Below are 17,653 nucleotides of genomic sequence, written 5' to 3'. Positions count from 1 at the left end.
GTGCGCGTTCGCCGACAGCGCGCTGCCTTGCCCCGTCTCGAAATACATCAGGTTATCGCCGACGGTGCCGCGCTTGAGCGACAACGCGGCCTCGCGCGCCTCGCCGAGCAGCGCGAGCGAAATGCCGAAGCTCGCGTTCGCCTTCTCGGTGCCCGCGATCGACTGGAACACCAGGTCGACCGGCGCGCCCTTCTCGATCGCCGCGATCGTGTTGGTCACGTGGGTGAGCACGCACGACTGCGTCGGCACGCCGTAGCGTTCGCGGAACCCGTCGATCATCGCGAGCAGCTTCACGATCGCCGCGAGGCTGTCGGTGGCCGGATTGATGCCGATCATCGCGTCGCCGCAGCCGTACATCAGCCCGTCGAGCATCGACGCGGCGATGCCCTTCACGTCGTCGGTCGGATGGTTCGGCTGCAGCCGCACCGACATCCGGCCGGCCAGCCCGACCGTGTTGCGAAAGCGCGTGACGACGCGGCGCTTCCTCGCGGCCGCGATCAGGTCCTGGTTGCGCATCAGCTTCGACACGGCCGCGACCATCTCGGGCGTGAGGCCCGGCGCGATCCGTTCGAGCGCGGCGCCGTCGGCCGCCGGCGACAGCAGCCAGTTGCGGAAGTCACCGACGGTGAGATGCGAGATTTCCGCGAACGCGGCCGCGTCGTGATCGTCGAGGATCAGGCGCGTGACCTCGTCGTGCTCGTACGGAATCACCGCTTCGTTCAGGAACGCCTTCAGCGGCACGCCCGCGAGCGCGATCTTCGCGGCGACGCGCTCCTCCTCGCTGGCCGCCGCGACGCCGGCGAGCTGGTCGCCGGAGCGCAGCGGGCTCGCCTTCGCGAGCAGCGTCTTCAGGTCCGCGAAGCGGTACGTGCGCGGGCCGATCGTTTCCGTATAGGACATTTTGCTAGTCTCCTTGCTACACCGATGGCGCGCCCATGGGACGGGCACGCCGGATACCGTCAAGGACGGCATTTCACCGTACTGAGGCAGGCGAACGCGAACACCGCGAAGAACGGATAGTGCGGTGCGCGGAAGGGGCTGCCCGTGTTTGGCTGCGCGCGGCGCAGCTTGAACAGTGGAGCCATACTGACGATGGACATTACGATCGCGCTGAACACCAACATCGTCACAATATTGGCGGCGAGCGCCTAGCCGCCGAACTCGATTAGCTCGTCGCTGTAGATCGCGGCAATGCCGACCACGCCGCCCGCGAGAATCGCGCGGTAATGCGTCTTGAAGGGCGGATGCACCTTCGCGAGCCATTCGGGCGGGTAGCCTTTGCGGGCAGTGCGAAGATCTGGCGCAAATAGCCGAGGATGATCCCCTGGGGGCCGACCGCCATGTTCCTCAGCTGCTAAGTCTCCAGGGTCTGCCACTGCGCTGGCTGACTAGGCGGCATACTGCGGATCGCGGGCCGGCCATTCGGTTCTGCTTTCATAGGCCCGTACACAAAAGCGGCTGGCTGCGCACCCGCGAGATCTGACTCCGAGACTTGCCAGTCGGTCTGGCCTGCGTGACTGAGGCTAGATGATAGTAAGTCCTAAATCGAGGTGTTATCGAAATTCGGCAAAGGTTCGCACTCGGGTTTCCCTAGACACCATGTATGAAGCTGCTGCACCTCAAGGCGCGTGGACGACTCCCAAGTCGAGGAGATAGAAGCTCGTTACGACACTGAGCGGACAGGTGCTATCAGCATACCTAGAGAGACAGATTCTGAACTGTTGCTGTGGATATGCGGTGTACCTTTTCGAAATCTCGAGCCAGATCGCCCAAGGTAATGTCCTTAAACTTCTCGATCAGTAACGCTTCTGCCTGATGAAGTACATCATCGACAGCTGCATTGACAACCCGCTCGACTGCACAATCGGGATTGGTGTGGTCAAAACCGATCGCGAAGATGCGCTCACTACCGATGGCACTATAGATGTCGAAGAGGGAAACCGCCTCAAGGTCACACGCAATTGACCATCCCCCACCATGACCTTTGAGGGATGCGACGTATCCCGCTCTTCTCAATCCAGCCAGTGTTCGTCTTACAACGGCCGAGTTTGTGCCAAGTATCTCTGCGATCTGATTGGATGTCGTAGGCTGCTTGTCTCGAGTCATATGCAAGAGCACATGCAGTACACGCGATAGGCGACTATCTGTTCTCACTATTTATCTGATGAATGCCGTTTACCCGGGGTAGCGAGACTGCGCCATATAGCCAAACGGCACAACCCGCCAGCCTGAATTATTTCACGTGTGGCCCAATTGGTGGCGTTCCAGACGTGTTCCGCGACGTCGCCGACGTTGGGATGCACGGATAGGTGTCGGAATAGAACCCCAAGCCCGAACCTCGTTAGCAACGGCGGCACAAGGTAACACTGGACCTCTCGGGCGTGTAGGCGGAGCGTCCCGCCTACCTGCGCACGTGCGTGCCTTATATGCATATACGTGAAAGGAGGTTGACAGGATTACAATATTTTGTGCACTTGTGCGTTTTTTTGGCGAATGGCAGTATCCGACCGACATCCTGCTACGACACAGGGTGCCGACCTCGTGCAGGCGTACAACGCCAATGGCAGCCTCACTGCGCTATTTAAGCATTCCTTGAATTGGCGGGTTGAGCGCGATAGCCGACGGAGGTAACCGACAATCTCGCCAAACGCGAAGGCGCTTACGTTGATTCCAAAAGTAATAACCATCACCTTATACTTAAGGAGTACGAAATATGAAACGTTTTGGCTTAGCTTTGGTGGTTTCCCTCGCTTCCACAGGTGCTATGGCGCAGTCTTCCGTCACCATCTACGGTATGGTAGACACAGCTGTTCGTTATATATCGTACAAGGGTAATGGCTCGGCCACTACGTTGGGCTCTTTCGGCAATACGCCCTCGCTTTTGGGATTCCAGGGTACGGAGGATCTTGGTGGAGGTCTCAGTGCGCTCTTTCATCTCGAGACATCATTTGTCCCCGGAACCGGGCAATCACCAGTGACAGCCTTTGGTATGCCGTTCTTCAATCGCGGAGCGTGGGTCGGGGTTAAAAACGATTTGGGCACTCTGCATCTTGGGCGGGACTGGAACCCGCTGTATAGCAACAATTGGCCGTTTGACCCTACAGGAAACCTAGGCGTTGCAGATTCTCTTCACATTCAGAATTTGCCTAGTAAAGGGGTCGTCCCAAATTACATTTGGAACGCCAATGCGGTGACATACTTTACGCCACCGTCACTTGGGGGAATTTATGGAATGTTTCAGGCATCTCCTCGGGGAGACGGTAAGGGGTGTAGTGGGAACGTGACATGCACGACTACCATCGGTAGTTTCGTTGGTGGTCGCATCGGCTATGCCAATGGGCCGTTTGAGATTGCTGTGGCCGTTGGGCAGACCGGAATCACTTCAAACACAATTGTAGGGGCGTCAACTGGAAAATGGACTCAGGCAAACTTGGGTATTAACTATGATTTAAAAATAATGAAAGTTTCTTTGTGGGTAAATGCAAATCGATTTATATCATCATATGAGCATATCGCAAAAATTGCGCTGACCGTTCCATTTGGCATCGATTATGCGTTTGCAAACGCGGGTGTGGCGCGGACGAACACGGCTGCGCAGCAGGCTGGTCTTTATGGAGCGCACGCGTTCGGTATCGGTTATGTGCATCCTTTGTCAAAACGCACAAATCTCTATACAGCGGCTTCGTATTTGAAGAATAGCGGTCGCGGAACCTTGAGTGTGGAGGATGTCGGCTCATTTACTGGTGCGACCATGCCTGGGCGTAGCACCGTTGGTGTCGAATTTGGCATTAGCCACAAATTCTGAATGGTGCCATCTTCCAAACTGAAACCGGGCGCACAGATGGAAGGGAGGATAAGTGAGATTAATTGCGTGCAATTTTCTCTATAATCTGTGCGGCTGCATTTCATCCTCGTCGACGTCTCCGCGAAAATTTTTAAGATAGAGACTGGTATAGAGTGATTTTTCGCGGGGCTTAGCGATGGTGGTGATACTTCGAGGAATAAAATGTTAGAGAGTTGTTATGGTCATAATCGTGTGCCTTTCACTGATCAATTTGCGTCTCACCCGACGGAACGGCTTGCGGCCTCGATCGATTGTGTTTTGCAAGCGTCAATACTAGATGGCTTTATCGCGGGTGCCGCTATTGGCGTCTACCATAAAAATCGCTTCGTTTATGGGCGAGCTGCTGGATATAGTGATATCGAAGCATTTCAACCAATGTGCTTCGACAGTATGTTCAGGTTGGCATCAATGACAAAGCCAGTCGTTTCGGTCGTTGCGCTCGCGTTGATCGACGAGGGCGCATTTAGCCTAGACGACCCGGTTGTAAGGTGGCTTCCCCGATTCCAGCCTCGACTTCACAACGGGACCGCACCCGAGCTTACTATTCGTCATCTACTGACGCATACGGCGGGGCTTTCCTATGGATTCCTCGATACCTTGGATGGCCCTTACCATCGAGCGGGTATATCTGACGGGTTAGATGAGTCTGGATTATCGCTTAGCGACAACATTGACAGAATTGCCTCAGTTCCGCTGCTATACGAACCCGGGACCGCTTGGAGCTATTCCGTCTCGACCGACATACTAGGAGCCGTGATTGAGGCGGCAATGGGGCAGTGTCTTCCCGAAGTGGTTCGGCGTACTGTTACAGGGCCGCTTGGGATGACGCGAACACGATTTCTAGCGCGGCGCGATGACCCGCTGGTCGTGCAGTATGCTGATGGGGATCCGCAACCAGTACGAATGGCCGGGACATTTTCCGTCCCATTCATTGGAGGGGCTTTGCGATTTTCTCCGGATCGTGCTTTCAATCCAAACGCATATCCGTCTGCTGGTGCAGGACTTGTCGGCACGGTGGGAGATTACCTGCGCTTCCTTGAGTCATTGCGGACTGGTAACTCTGTTCTTCCCGTTAGTCTTATCAAAAGCATGACGACGAATCACACGGGTACATTTGATATAAACGTCGCTGGGCCAGGCTACGGATTTGGTCTTGGTGTCGGCGTCCTGATTGACCCACAAGCAGCTGGTTCCTTCGCATCACCTGGTACCTGGAACTGGGGCGGGGTGTACGGTAACAATTTTTGGGTTGATCCTGCGAATAACCTTACTGTTGTCGCATTGACCAACACAGCGGTTGGGGGCTGTGTCGGTCCGTTTCCGACATCGCTGCAATCAGCGATTTATAAGTCTCTCTAGGGGGAGGAAATTGGCGTGCTTATAAGAATCCGGACATATCAGATCTCGTATATGATTCACGTCTGACCAGTGTGGACGTACAGACCGATATAATCAGTACGTCTTTGCCCGCTTCCGTAGAGGAAAGCGGGCTCATTCGTTAGCTATGCAGATTTCATAACAGCCCCGCTAGTTGCCGTGAGCGCTCAGACATCTGGCCATTCAACATCGAAGCCCCGGGCATGTTCGTAGAACGCCGCGACTTGAAGTACACCGAGATCGTCAAATCGATTGCCGATGATTTGCAGGCCGATCGGCAGTCCCCTCTTGTCGAATCCACAACATACCGTCGCCGCTGGCTGTCCTGTTTGATTGAACAAGCATGTATACGTTGCTACGCTAAGAGGAACATCAGGATCTGGTGCGACGTCCTCCGCGGGAAAGTTCACAACCGGTAAGTTGGGCGAGATCACGTAGTCGTATGCACCAGTGGTCGCAACTACTTGCGCCTTGATTGCTTCCAAGCGATCCGATGCCTCACCATATTCCAAGGCGCTCAGCTTGTCCGCATGTGCACAAAGCTCGCGTACTTTCGGGTGCACAAGTGCTCTCTTCTCCACTGGCAGGTGCTCCAGTTCGATGCGCGAACGAACGCCGAATATGTCGACGAGAAGCGGTATCGGATCGGTTGCCATAAGGCGAGGCATTGTTTCTACTACGGCACCGGCAGACCGAAACACGTCGGCCGCAGCCACAATCGCATTAACCACTTCATCCTCAGGCGAAAGTCCGAATCCCATATCTAGCATCACTCCAATGCGCAGGCCTTTGACGTCTCTCTTCAAGCGGCAATGATATTGAAGATCTTCAGGGGGAAGACTTCCGTAATCCCGCGCATCTTGTTGGGCCAGTACGGTGAGCATCCGTGCGGCATCCTCGACTGTGCGTGCTATCGGGCCTGCAGCACGGATCGGGCTTGGTGGAAGGTGTGGAATGCGTCCCTGAGTTGGCTTGAGCGACACTAGGCCGCAAAGCGATGCCGGTAGCCGTACCGATCCCCCGATATCGCTGCCAACGGTTAGAGGTCCCAGACGGCCGGCAACCGCAGCAGCTCCCCCACTCGACGAACCGCCGGGGTTATACGCGAGATTCCAGGGATTTCGTGTGATCCCATGGGCTGTGCTCACACCAGCACCGAACATCCCCATGTCAGGCATTGTCGCTTTGGCAAAGATCAGTGCACCGGCTTCGCGCAGCCTCGCGACAGGAGGGCAGTCGACGCTTGATGGGGGGCGATCCTTATATGCGGATGCGCCTCGCCACATTGGCATTCCTTGTGTGGCAAAACTGTCCTTAATCGACACAGGAACTCCATCAAGAAAGCTGAGAGGGACGCCCTTAAGCCATCGCCCTTCTGACGCTTTTGCGGCTGCGAAGGCACCCTCTTCGTCCAGGAAGAAGAAGGCATTGAGTTTCGGGTTCACTTGCCGCGTGCGTTCCAGCACTGAATTCATCACATCAACTGGCGAGAAATAGCGGTTAGAAAAGCCATGCACCAGTTCGGCGCTAGTGAGATTGTAGAGATCGGATTGGGTCATAGGGTAAGTCCTTAGACGTTTTGGTGATGACAACATTTTGTGCACTTGTGGATATTATTGGCGTGGTGCAGTATGCAGTCAACCTATCAAAATTCACAAAGGGAAGCGAAGTAATGAGCTCAGTTGCAAGCGCAGAATCTGAGGTCGAACGCCGCGCCGCAGAGGCGCTCAGGCGATTCGCTGCAGTAGTCGGTGTCGATCCGCATCGCGCGCCGCTCACGGCGCCGGTGCTGGTGCCATTGCACCTTGCAATAGACTCCGTGCCATTCGCCGTCGCTGAGAGAGCGGGTGCAGAGCCGCGTTGGCTTCTCAAACTTTCGCTTGCTGATGTGTTCGATCGGGTCGACCACGAGGGTACAGTCTTGGCCAGCAGCCAGGCGGCATCGCTCGGCATTGCGCCGAAGGTAATAGATGAAAGTGCCGAGCATGGCGCCATATTGTTCGAGATGCTTCCTAAGTCGCAGTGGCGTATGGCGATGAGGGGCGACATGGACAATGTTGCTATTCGTGGGGCAGTGCTTCAAGCCAAACGTGTTTGGCATCGTAGCAAGCGGTTGGGAGTGACTCGCAGCCCATTCGAGGTCATCGCCGGCTATCTGGAATCGCTCAAGCGTCTCGAGCGTGAGCGTCGCGCGGAGGGGCTTCCGTGGCGCACCCCTAACGGTTTTCATACACTCGTCGAAAACGTGGCACATCTTGAAAAATGCTTCGCTGCCGCGGGACACGATTCAGTGCCTATCCACGGAGAGTCGTCGCTTTCTAATTTGATGATAGATGGTGACGGTACTGTGAGGCTGGTTGACTTCGATCGCGCGGTGAACAGCGATCCGCACTACGACATTGCCGGATTCTGTCTCGAATGCTGCAGTTTCGACAGCGAAGTCGAAGAAGTAGTTGCGGCATATTTGGGCTTTACAAGCCTGTCCGCCACCGCCCGTGTCCGTTTGTACATGATTGTGGACGATTTCTTGTGGGGCTGCTGGAGCCTGATTGCTCACTACGAATCAAGTCGCAGAAACTCGGTCGAATTCTACAAATATGCGCAGAATCGGTTCCTTCGCAGCCGATACTGGATTGATCGTTGGGACATTGCTGCGCTACAGCGGCAAATCTAACGGAAGGGTATGAAAGATGAAACTCGGGCAAGGTAGGACAGAGGCGGAGCTCGCGATCGAATCCGCCATCGCACAGATTGGCGATTGGAGTGGGCGTTCGCTGAGCTACGAACGTATCAGTGCTGGCATTACCAATCTTAATTGGAGGATCCGGCTGGACGATGACCAAAGCCAGTACTTTATGAAATTGCCTGGTGCTGGCACCGAGATATTTATCGATCGGATCGTTGCGCACGAGGCTGCGGTTAAAGCCGCAACTGCAGGGTACGCCCCAAGGGTCGTCCACTATCTTGAGGGTCAGGGGATCGAGGTGCACGAATTCCTTGAGGGATATCGAAGCTGCAATGTTGGTGATCTTCTTGACGACAATATTCGCCGCAACATTGTCCTTGCATACAAGGCTATTCACGAGACTCAAACACTCAGTCTGACATTGACCGGGTTTGACCAGGTTGAGCAGCGCCTAGCATTAGCTCGTCAGCATGGTGCGCGTCTACCTCGTGATATGGATCACCTGCTTTGGCATTGCTCAAGAGCTCGCCAGGCGATTGAGGCCTCGGGGATGCCGTTAAGTGCGTGTTTCAACGATTCGTATGTGACTAACTATATGGTTGATGCGCAACAAAATGTGAAGCTCATTGACTGGGAGTATGCGTCAAATAATGATCCGTACTGGGATCTCGCGCTCTTTGCATTTGAAATATTCTCCAACGCAGATGAAATGGGAGAGCTGATTGAGATTCACGACGGCCGGCTAACACGGGAAGCGGAAGCGCGAGTTACGCTATATGGCGGCGTGGTGGGAATTGCTTGGGGGATCTGGGCAGCGCTTCAAGCGCGCATATCGACGATCCAGTTTGACTATGCAAAGTATTCAGAGTTACTTTTTTTGAGAGCTCGGCATCTGATTTCGCAGCCTGCGTGGGACGATGCTCTTGTGAAGGTTTGAGATGCAAGTGGAGGCACAATCGATCTAGAGTTGTTGACGCAATATGTGGCTTCTTCCTTGTCCGGAAGGATGGTACTGTTGGTTGTCATCGTGTTGAAAAGGAATACGTGTTGTGTGGGCTAAAGATCGAAAGCATCGCATCATCTCATTGCTTGCTGTCAATGAGCACTTGAGCATCGAACGCATGGTCGACGCGTTGAAGGTATCGCGAGAGTCCATCCGCCGCGACATCATCGAACTCGAAGCTGATGGAAAGCTGCAGCGAGTGCATGGTGGCGTCACTAGGGTGCCAGCCGAAGCAGAACCGCCGTTTAAGGCTCGGTTACACGCGAACGCTGAGGCCAAGCGCAGGATTAGTGTCACCGCTGCTCGCTTGCTTGAGCCCGGGATGATTTGCGCTATTGATGCAGGCAGTACGACGACTGCATTTGCTGCGGCGCTTATGACCGTTCCAGGCATTTCTGTTGTAACGAATTCGATCGATGTCGCCGCAACGATTCGGGCCGGTCAAAGTGACGCGGACGTTATTCTCCTCGGCGGCGTAATTGGTCGTGATGTACCGGGTACATACGGCGAACTCACTTTATCCGAGATGAGACGTTTTACTTGCGACATAACCTTTTTTTCACCAGTTTCACTTTCTGCTGAGAAGGGGGCAACAAACTATCATCTAACGGAAGCCGAGCTAGCTCGCGCGATGATCGAATCTTCACAGAAGGTGGTTGTTCTTGCTGATTCAAGCAAGCTCGGCACGACAAGCCGAGTTCAGGTGTGTGGATGTGAACAAATTGATTTACTTGTGACTGATCCTCAGGCTACAGACGCACAGCTCGATGCGCTGCGCGGCGCGGGACTTGCTGAGGTTCTCATGGGCTAATGGAAGCAAAAAGGAGCATGTGTGAACAAGATTTTTTCTGATTTCGAAGCTGAGCTTGTCGGATTTGCGCACCAGCTTACGGATGTCTCGGGGCCGATTGCGCAACGCTGGTTTCGCAGTGCGATAGACGTTGAGTTAAAGTCGGACGATTCCCCCGTGACTCTTGCTGATCGCGAAATCGAAGCAATGTTGCGTGCGATGATTAGCGATCGGTTCCCGGATCACGGAATTTTGGGGGAGGAGGAGGCTCCGGTTGGACTCCACTCGGAGTTTGTCTGGGTTATTGATCCCATCGATGGAACAAAAAGCTTCATCAGCGGGATGCCGACCTTTGGCACGCTGATCGGGGTTATGCACAATGGAGTTCCTTGCGTTGGGGTGATTGACATGCCGGCGCTGGGCGAACGCTGGGTCGGGGCGCCGAGTAAGGGCACCCACTATAACGGGGAAGCTTGTCGTACTCGAGGCACGAAACGATTGGCTTCAGCGAACATCTACTCTACGTCGCCCGACATTTTTGCTGGCGAAAATAAAGAATCGTTTGAACGGCTAAGTCATGGTGCGGCAATGCGTCGGTTTGGCGGCGACTGTTATGCATATGCTTTGCTGGCGTCCGGATGGGTTGATATTGTTTGCGAAGCCGGCTTGCAACCATATGACTATCTCGCTCTTGTCCCCATTATTGAGCGGGCTGGCGGTGTAATTACCGATTGGGGTGGTCGTCCCCTTAGCGCAAGTAGTGACGGGCGTGTGATCGCGTCGGCAACTCGAGATCTTCATGACGAGGTGCTAAAGACGCTCGGGGTCTGAGTCGGATAGTTCGGGGGCGTCCTTGAGCGCCTCCTTTTAACGCTATGTGATGCACCGAGTCCGCGATGTTGGATGACATCATCCAGCCAAACGCATCTGAGCGAGCTGGCGGCGGTGACGTCAAATCAGTGCTGGAGCAACTGTCAGTTCATTGATTCAAGTTAATTCGTACTACATATCACATACATGTAATTAGAATAATAATATGAAGGCGAATTAATTCTCTAAATAGAATCGTATTGCCGATTTGGTGTGTAACTAAAGAATTGAATACGAGTAATTGGCGAGCTTGCGGTTGAAGAATTTCTGCAAGCTAACGCACGTTTTATCGATGTTCGATGGCTAGTCCACTTGCTGAAGGAGGTCGGTTCCATGAATGATCGTAACGTTGATAGTGTTCCTTGCAAACCTGCCATTGCTATGGAGCATTCATCGCAGAACAGCAGCCGCTCGATGAAGAATATAGTTTTTGGAGGGTTCTTCATTGCTCTTCTCATGCTTTCTGCCTTCCCACCATTTTATCTAAAGGTGAGTGGGAGTGGTTTTCTTATTTTTGGAATTCCGCTTGCAATATCGTATTGGGTGATTATTACGGTTACGCTAGGTATCGGCGTGACAATTCTTTATGCCGTTGAAGTTAACGACGATGAAATGATGGATGAGGTGCAGTCATGATCGGTAAAGGTACTCCAGGTGAACTTATGATTACCGGTGGCGTGATAGCGTTATTTCTTGCAGGCATGATCGCCGTTCTTTATGTCACGAATCGGAGAAGCCGGTCTTTTGCCGATTATGCTGTTGGTGGCCGCTCTTTTGGGCCATGGTATGTTGCAATGAGTTACACTAATTCGTGGCTTCCTGGGGCGATTTTCACAGTATTTTTCTCCCTGGCTGTAGGTGGCACGCTTGGTTTCTATAGCATGGTTTTTTCGACATTAGGTGTCACCGCCATGTACCTGATGGCCAATCGTGCATGGCGTTGGGGACAAAAATTCAATCTCAATACTCAGCCTGAGCTTCTTGGTCTCAGATATAACAGCCCGGTTGTTAAGCGCCTTGCGTCACTGATTGGGATTGTGACCATGTTTCCGTGGGTAGTTCTGGGAATACAGGCGCTTGGGTTGCTCATACAATATGCGACATTCTCACGATGGAGTGTTATGTCGTGCCTTGTTGGAGCAGTAGTGCTGATCCTCATACGTCAATATTGGACTGTCAGTATGGGTATGCGAGGTCTGATTATGACTGATATGTATCAGGGATTGATTGCATACGTATTAGCAGCTGCAATATGTGTCGTGCTTATGGTTAGTACTGACCATGCCTCATACTCTCATCTTGCGACCTTGCCACAGAAGATGCTTCTCATTCCTGGGGATAAGGGGACGGGGTATGGTCCCTGGTATTGGTTCAGCCTCGTGGTCTCTGGAATTATCGGATCGATGTGTTGGCCAATGAGTTTTCAGAGAATTTACACCGCAAGCGGAGTGAGAACTGTTAAGAAGGGTACCGTCTATACTATTTTTTTAGTGGGTGGTTTTCTTATTATTTTGATGCTCTTTGCTGCGGCGGTTAGCCAGAATCCGGAAGTGGCGGCAAACCCGCAGCAGGGCTGGTTCACCGTACTTTATGGAACGGGCGGTACGGGTCTCATGGCAATCGGTATTGCTATTGTTTTGGCCGCGAGCATTGGTCATGTGGATGGATGTGTGCAGGTATGCGGTGTCCAATTTGCAAGCGACCTAGCGACATGGAATCGGAAACTTAGTGATCGTCGACTTACGATTCTGTCTAAGGGGGGGATGATAGTTTTCATTGTGGCTGCTGCCTTGGTCGCATATCGGACGTTCAACTGGCCGAGGATGCAGTTATTCGCTGTAATCTCCTACCAAGGTATTATCCAGTTATCGGTTCCGTTATTTTTCGGAATTTTTACCCGGTGGGGTAACAAGCAAGGAGCAATTCTCGGAATGCTGTCTGGAATCGCGATCGCTGGGGTGCTGACGGTCTTCTATCCAGACGATATCCCAGCGTTGGGATCCGTCACGTCTGGTATTGTTGGTATCGTCGTAAATGCTATGATTTTCATCCTTTGTGCAGTATTTATCAAGCCGGACCCTGAAGAGGTGAAGCGACTTGACACGCTGTTTGGGGTTGGGGATCCACAGACTCGAGCGGCCGAGCAAACGCAGGCCCATCCAGCCTAAAGTGAACCTCGATCATTGCAGAAAAGAGGTAGAGAGTCGCTTGATTTTAGCGGCTCTCAGGGTGACCGAGACAATCGTCAGCAACGAAGGCAAAATCATCGCACTACTAGTAGTATCTAGCCGTCCACCGATCATACCTTGACTTCGTTCCGAGGCGGATGCCTACTCTCGACTGGATCTTCGGTACCCAAGAGACAGACTCGCAAGGCTGCTCAGGTACCGTTCAAAGTGCGGGCAGCCGCTCTGCCTGATGGCTGGTCGATTTTGTTTCACATACTATTGTCGGCGATGTTTTATAAAATCGACGATTTTGCATCGCCGCCGTTGTCCCTTTATAATTTTTTAAACATGCGAATCTATAGGTTGCAGCTTTTCAGTTTGACCAATCCGTGAACGTCACTCGGGACGTTCATGGATCGGTCGAACCGTTTTTGCTGCACATTACTTCAGATATTGACCGACGTTATTGCGGGTGATCGACATGAAAGGGACCAAAACGTCCGGCGGTGTTGCGCTGCCGTCACGGAGCGTTTCGACGACCTTGTAAGCGGCGGATGCTTGCCCCTTTGCGTCCTGGAAGATTGTTTGTGACATTTCACCGGTGGAGATTTCGCGGAGGGCATCTGCGGTGCCGTCGATGCCAGATATCATGACGCCCTTTAACCGACCGGATGCCTTTAGTGCCTGCAGCGCGCCGAGCGCCATCTGATCATTTGCGGCAACAATGGCATCGAAATGGGGGAAGCGTTGGATCCAGTCCTCAGTAATTTGCATACCTAGGCTGCGGTCGTAGTTGCCGGACAAACTCGACAGGAGCTTCACGTCTGGGCGTTTGTCCAGGCACGCCTGCTTGAAGCCGTCGAAGCGCTCCTTCGAGTGATAAAGGCCAGGTGTACCTTGCAGATACAGGATCTTCGAATTTTTGGGTAGTTGCCGGGCCATGAACTCGCCTTGCAGACGCCCGGCATCGACGTTTCGCGATCCGACGAAGGTGTACCTTCCGCCCGCCGACTGAACGTTCAGAGCTATTACAGGAATGCCTGCACGATTTGCCTTCTCGACACCAGGGACGATTCCCTGGTAATCGGCCGGGACGACTACGATTGCATTTACTTTCTGTGCAATGAACGTGTCAATCTGATCGAGCTGCTTGTTGATATCGCCGTTTGCATCCGTGAACCTGACGTCAAGCACGGGATCTGATTTTGATGCTTGCGTGAAAGCTGTCTTGACGGTTTTGGGGAATACATCAGAATCGAGCATATTCGCATACCCTACCACATAGCGGTTGGTTGCAGTATCGGCATGGGCCCCTGCGAGCGACAAGCCAATTAATAGCGTTGCTACAGTCAACGTGATGCGTTTCATCTGCTCCTCCTGTCGGACGTGTCGATACGATCCGAACGGAAATCCGTACCGGGTCGCGTTTCTGGCAGCGTCGCCGTCTCTTCCTCGGCGGTGCCTCGTGGAACCGGTAAGTTAGGTCCAGCGGTGTTCGCCACTGTTTCGGGGCCGGGCGTCGAAGGCGACTACGAACGCGTTGATGCTGCACTTTGCGCGACCGTCTGTGAGCGTGCGCGGTCGTATATGGTCCATTGACCGAAAGAACGCGAAAAGCATTGGGAATCTCCTGGTGTATCGCTTCCAATGTCGTTACGATGCTCGCGACGCGAATCACATCACCGTGCGTACCCTGCGGCGTATCTACTTACTGGTGAATTGCTGCGGCGAGACGATGGGACTGCGCAGTCTGGCTTAGTCAAAGTCGACCCACGCGCCGTTCGCGTTTGCGGAACGGACGCAGTTTTCAAGCCAACGCACGCCCTCGAGACCGGCGTCAATGTTAGGGTAGACGAGCTTCGCGAGGGTCTGTGCGTCGCCACGGCGCTTTGCGTCGATTGCTATTGCGAACTTCAGGTAGATGTTTGCCCACGATTCGGTGAGTCCTTCGGTATGCAACGCGCCGAGACGCTCGTCTGCATTGCAGTTATCGTCGAGGTACGCCATTCCGCGGTGCATCGTCTGGATCGGCATCCCCTGCACCTCGTAGCGCAATTCGCTCGGATTTGCGTCGGACCAGACCACGCTCGCTTTGCTGCCGACAATTCGGATTCGCTGGCTGTCCATGCAGCCAGCGTTTACCGACGACGCCCACATCCGGCCTACCGCGCCATTTTCATAGCGCATCAGCACGAACGCGTTGTCCTCAAGCGGCGCGCGTGACTTAATGAAACTCTGGCGGTCGCACATCAGCTCCTTGATCCGCAGCTTTGGCGCGATCAGTTGCGACATGTAGTACGTATGCGTTGAAAGATCGCCGAGTACGAACGTCGGGCCGGCGACCTTCGGGTCTACGCGCCATTTCTGCGCGTCGCTTACCTTGTCGACCGCATCCGTAGCGTTGAAACCGTGCGTGTACTGCAGGTCGACGATCCGGATGTCGCCAAGCTCCTCGGTTTCTACCATCGCGCGCATCTGCAGCAGCAGCGGGTGGCCTGAGAAACCGTAAGTCACGCCGACGATCAGGCCTTTTTCGTCCGCGAGCGTTTTGATCTCGAGAACCTCCCGCGTCGTGAAAAATAGTGGCTTCTCGCAGATGACGTGTAGGCCGGACTGTAGCGCGGCCTTCGCGATCTCGTAATGGGTGCCATTCGGCGTCGCGATCGACACAACCTCGATGCCGTCGTCCCGGTTCGCCTCTTCACGAAATAGCGCCCCGTAGTCTGCATAGCAGCGCTGGGGATCGACGCCTAAATTGGTACCGAAATCGCGACCGCGCGCGGCGTCGATATCAAATGCGCCAGCGACTAATTGGTACGCGGTGTTGTCTCGTAGCGCACCGCTACGATGCTTGTAGCCGACCTGCCCAGTCCGGCCGCCGCCGATAATTGCCCAACGCAGCGGGCGTGCGATTCTTCGTTCACCATTCAACATGATTGAGTGTCCTCATATTATTAGTAATCCTTACTTAGGCGCTGGCGTGGATTGGACTGCATCGCCGTCGCCTCTATTGCATGCTCGCGGACGACGTGCAGCCGCAGAGTTTGCAACCGGGTGCAATGCTTGGTAAAAAAATACGGCCATCCTACGACCGAATTTGAAACCGGTTCGACCGCAAGTCTCATTGCAAAAGACGTTTGTGCACCCGGTTGCAAGTACAGTAGACTGCGAGGCGAACAATGTCAATCAGGAGCGACCGAAATGCCTAACAAAAAATCCGACGAGACGTCCCGCAAAGTAACGGCAAGCGATGTCGCCGCGCGAGCCGGGGTGTCCAAGTGGACGGTATCACGGGCGTTTACCGCAGGGGCGTCGATATCGGAAGACGCTCGCGAACGGGTCTTGCAAATTGCGACGGAGCTCGGCTACCGGCCGAACCTGCTCGCGCGGAGCCTGACGACGCGCCGAAGCGGGATCGTTGGTCTGGTCGTCGACGAGCTGGCGAATCCGAATCTCGCGCCGGTCCTCGACGAGGTGACAGGCCAGTTGCAGCGGCGCGGCTATCTGGCAATGCTGCTTAACATCAGTTCGGATCAGGGGCGCGATACATTGTCGCTTGCTGATCAGTTCCAAGTCGACGGACTGATCTTTCTTGGCACAGTTTTGACTGGCGAACTTGTCGAATTTGCCCAAGATTCCCACCATATTCCGTTGATCGTGCTGTACCGGAATAGCGATATTCCGCATATTCAGGTGGTTTCGACCGACGGCTACGCGGCCGGACGGCAGATCGCGGCGCTACTGGCGGAGCAGGGCAGCGTACGGATTGGCTATATGGCGGGCCCGACGTCGCTGTCGACACAGTTGAAGCGGCTGGATGGATTCCGCGACGGTCTCGCTGAGCGTGGACTGGGGGTCGAGGTTGTACTGGACGCCGATCACTATAGGCGCGACTGCGGTTTTCGCGCGATGTCCGAATATCTGTATTCGACCGCCGCGGCGGACCGCGTCGAAGCAATGTTCTGCGAAAACGATATCCTCGCGGTCGGCGCGCTGGAAGCGCTGAAAACGCGCCGTTGCACGGGAACTGTCGGCATTGTCGGATTCGACGACATCGAACTCGCATCGTCTCCGAACTACGAACTGACGACCTATCGCCAACCGATGGCACGGCTCGTCGACGAGGCCATGCGGCGGCTGACCGATGGCAACTGTGTTCCGCGCACATTCCTCGCGCTCGGCGAGCTCGTGATCCGCCGTTCGCATGTCCGGCATCGCTAACGCAATGATGCAAAACGGGGGGGTAGCTCTAACGCTTGGCATGGCCATTGTCATGGTGAAAAATTGACCAAAAATGATCAAAGTTCCCGTCGCCATTTGGGCGCACATGGTCAACTTTTTCAACAATAGAATCACGAGCTAAGCCGAAGGCGCGGCGTAAGCGTGTATCAAACACCGTCTCGACGGCGCCGAATTTCTGCCGTGATTACCTGTTCAGGATATGGCAATCCCACGGGTACTCCATTAACTCGCCGGGGTGCAGATAGCGTGAAAACGCGTGTCGGTCCCGTGTGGCAAGCTCTGCGTCATGTATTTCGTCAGGGTGGTTCCATTCAGATTCGCAATCTTTGCAGAACACGAAGCTCTCCGAGCTTCCCGATGTGGCAGCCACAAGTACTCGTCCCTGGCCACATATCGGACAGACTTCATTAACGACGGCGTAGTGTGTGTAAGTCATAGACGGCGGCCTTGCGGATTACGTGACGGACACGTTCCAGGGCAGCAGGTCTGCGACCCGGTTGATCGGATGGTCCGTGATGCAGGTGTGCACGGCGCGCTGATGCGCTTCGGGATTGATGCGGTTGAGCTTGGCCGTGCCGATCAGACTGCAGATCGCTGCAGCACGTTCGCCGTCTGAGTCCGCGCCGGCGAACAGGTAATTGCGGCGCTTATGCCGATCTCGGCATAACCGGTC

At 54.4% G+C, this 17,653-nt stretch carries 15 protein-coding genes and 1 pseudogene; 9 read left to right on the top strand and 7 right to left on the bottom strand.

The window, feature by feature from the left end:
• The 3 genes and pseudogenes from eutB to U4Z64_RS36590 form a co-directional block, all read right to left on the bottom strand.
• A partial coding sequence (gene eutB, locus U4Z64_RS36600; protein WP_321822593.1) for an ethanolamine ammonia-lyase subunit EutB occupies positions 1-900 on the bottom strand: 900 nt, incomplete at its 3' end.
• 74 nt (positions 901-974) lie between these two features.
• Positions 975-1,324, bottom strand: a pseudogene (locus U4Z64_RS36595) (ethanolamine permease); the annotation flags it as partial.
• A 374-nt stretch (positions 1,325-1,698) separates the two neighbouring features.
• A complete protein-coding gene (locus U4Z64_RS36590) occupies positions 1,699-2,106 on the bottom strand; it encodes an RrF2 family transcriptional regulator (RefSeq protein ID WP_415750629.1) in 408 nt (135 codons plus the stop codon).
• Positions 2,107-2,713: 607 nt separating this feature from the next.
• Between U4Z64_RS36590 and U4Z64_RS36585 the strand changes: the two genes are divergently transcribed.
• A complete protein-coding gene (locus U4Z64_RS36585; protein ID WP_321822591.1) occupies positions 2,714-3,805 on the top strand; it encodes a porin in 1,092 nt (363 codons plus the stop codon).
• A gap of 201 nt (positions 3,806-4,006) precedes the next feature.
• Complete coding sequence (locus tag U4Z64_RS37710; RefSeq protein WP_415750628.1) at positions 4,007-5,203, top strand: serine hydrolase domain-containing protein; 1,197 nt, start codon at positions 4,007-4,009, stop codon at positions 5,201-5,203.
• A gap of 185 nt (positions 5,204-5,388) precedes the next feature.
• Here the strand turns inward: U4Z64_RS37710 and U4Z64_RS36580 are convergent, their stop codons facing one another.
• Entirely contained in the window at positions 5,389-6,780 is a 1,392-nt protein-coding gene (locus U4Z64_RS36580; protein WP_321822590.1) for an amidase, read from the bottom strand.
• 113 nt (positions 6,781-6,893) lie between these two features.
• Between U4Z64_RS36580 and U4Z64_RS36575 the strand changes: the two genes are divergently transcribed.
• The 6 genes from U4Z64_RS36575 (at position 6,894) to U4Z64_RS36550 (ending at position 12,738) form a co-directional block, all read left to right on the top strand.
• Positions 6,894-7,895 carry a phosphotransferase family protein gene (locus U4Z64_RS36575; RefSeq protein WP_321822589.1) on the top strand — a complete coding sequence of 334 codons (1,002 nt, stop codon included), beginning with the start codon at positions 6,894-6,896 and terminating at the stop codon, positions 7,893-7,895.
• 16 nt (positions 7,896-7,911) lie between these two features.
• Positions 7,912-8,844, top strand: a complete 933-nt coding sequence (locus tag U4Z64_RS36570; protein WP_321822588.1) for a choline kinase family protein — start codon at positions 7,912-7,914, stop codon at positions 8,842-8,844.
• A gap of 112 nt (positions 8,845-8,956) precedes the next feature.
• On the top strand, positions 8,957-9,721 hold the full coding sequence (locus U4Z64_RS36565) for a DeoR/GlpR family DNA-binding transcription regulator (RefSeq protein ID WP_321822587.1): 765 nt from the start codon (positions 8,957-8,959) through the stop codon (positions 9,719-9,721).
• A 21-nt stretch (positions 9,722-9,742) separates the two neighbouring features.
• Entirely contained in the window at positions 9,743-10,531 is a 789-nt protein-coding gene (hisN, locus tag U4Z64_RS36560; protein WP_321822586.1) for a histidinol-phosphatase, read from the top strand.
• A gap of 372 nt (positions 10,532-10,903) precedes the next feature.
• Positions 10,904-11,206 (top strand): hypothetical protein, encoded by a 303-nt coding sequence (locus U4Z64_RS36555; RefSeq protein WP_321822585.1) that lies wholly within the window; start codon positions 10,904-10,906, stop codon positions 11,204-11,206.
• On the top strand, positions 11,203-12,738 hold the full coding sequence (locus U4Z64_RS36550; protein WP_321822584.1) for a sodium:solute symporter family protein: 1,536 nt from the start codon (positions 11,203-11,205) through the stop codon (positions 12,736-12,738). The genes U4Z64_RS36555 and U4Z64_RS36550 overlap by 4 nt, the downstream gene beginning before the upstream one ends.
• A gap of 441 nt (positions 12,739-13,179) precedes the next feature.
• On the opposite strand, the gene U4Z64_RS36545 is transcribed toward U4Z64_RS36550, so the two are convergent.
• A complete protein-coding gene (locus U4Z64_RS36545; RefSeq protein ID WP_321822583.1) occupies positions 13,180-14,106 on the bottom strand; it encodes a sugar ABC transporter substrate-binding protein in 927 nt (308 codons plus the stop codon).
• 387 nt (positions 14,107-14,493) lie between these two features.
• The gene (locus tag U4Z64_RS36540; RefSeq protein ID WP_321822582.1) at positions 14,494-15,672 is read right to left on the bottom strand and encodes a Gfo/Idh/MocA family oxidoreductase; all 1,179 of its coding nucleotides are present in this window, start codon (positions 15,670-15,672) and stop codon (positions 14,494-14,496) included.
• Between the two features lie 267 nt (positions 15,673-15,939).
• Between U4Z64_RS36540 and U4Z64_RS36535 the strand changes: the two genes are divergently transcribed.
• Entirely contained in the window at positions 15,940-16,959 is a 1,020-nt protein-coding gene (locus U4Z64_RS36535; RefSeq protein WP_321822581.1) for a LacI family DNA-binding transcriptional regulator, read from the top strand.
• Positions 16,960-17,434: 475 nt separating this feature from the next.
• On the opposite strand, the gene U4Z64_RS36530 is transcribed toward U4Z64_RS36535, so the two are convergent.
• On the bottom strand, positions 17,435-17,653 hold a 219-nt coding region (locus U4Z64_RS36530), incomplete at its 5' end, for a transposase domain-containing protein (RefSeq protein WP_321822580.1).

Source organism: Burkholderia sp. BCC1996, assembly GCF_905339955.1.
Classification (GTDB): domain Bacteria; phylum Pseudomonadota; class Gammaproteobacteria; order Burkholderiales; family Burkholderiaceae; genus Burkholderia.
Note: the sequence above shows the minus strand (reverse complement) of the source record. Positions and strands in the feature narration are given on the sequence as shown.

Bases quoted from the DNA above. Each gene is read 5' to 3' on its own strand.
- U4Z64_RS36590 (WP_415750629.1), bottom strand. From the start codon at position 2,106: ATGACTCGAGACAAGCAGCCTACGACATCCAATCAGATCGCAGAGATA.
- U4Z64_RS36585 (WP_321822591.1), top strand. From the start codon at position 2,714: ATGAAACGTTTTGGCTTAGCTTTGGTGGTTTCCCTCGCTTCCACAGGT.
- U4Z64_RS37710 (WP_415750628.1), top strand. From the start codon at position 4,007: ATGTTAGAGAGTTGTTATGGTCATAATCGTGTGCCTTTCACTGATCAA.
- U4Z64_RS36580 (WP_321822590.1), bottom strand. From the start codon at position 6,780: ATGACCCAATCCGATCTCTACAATCTCACTAGCGCCGAACTGGTGCAT.
- U4Z64_RS36575 (WP_321822589.1), top strand. From the start codon at position 6,894: ATGAGCTCAGTTGCAAGCGCAGAATCTGAGGTCGAACGCCGCGCCGCA.
- U4Z64_RS36570 (WP_321822588.1), top strand. From the start codon at position 7,912: ATGAAACTCGGGCAAGGTAGGACAGAGGCGGAGCTCGCGATCGAATCC.
- U4Z64_RS36555 (WP_321822585.1), top strand. From the start codon at position 10,904: ATGAATGATCGTAACGTTGATAGTGTTCCTTGCAAACCTGCCATTGCT.
- U4Z64_RS36550 (WP_321822584.1), top strand. From the start codon at position 11,203: ATGATCGGTAAAGGTACTCCAGGTGAACTTATGATTACCGGTGGCGTG.
- U4Z64_RS36545 (WP_321822583.1), bottom strand. From the start codon at position 14,106: ATGAAACGCATCACGTTGACTGTAGCAACGCTATTAATTGGCTTGTCG.
- U4Z64_RS36540 (WP_321822582.1), bottom strand. From the start codon at position 15,672: ATGTTGAATGGTGAACGAAGAATCGCACGCCCGCTGCGTTGGGCAATT.
- U4Z64_RS36535 (WP_321822581.1), top strand. From the start codon at position 15,940: ATGCCTAACAAAAAATCCGACGAGACGTCCCGCAAAGTAACGGCAAGC.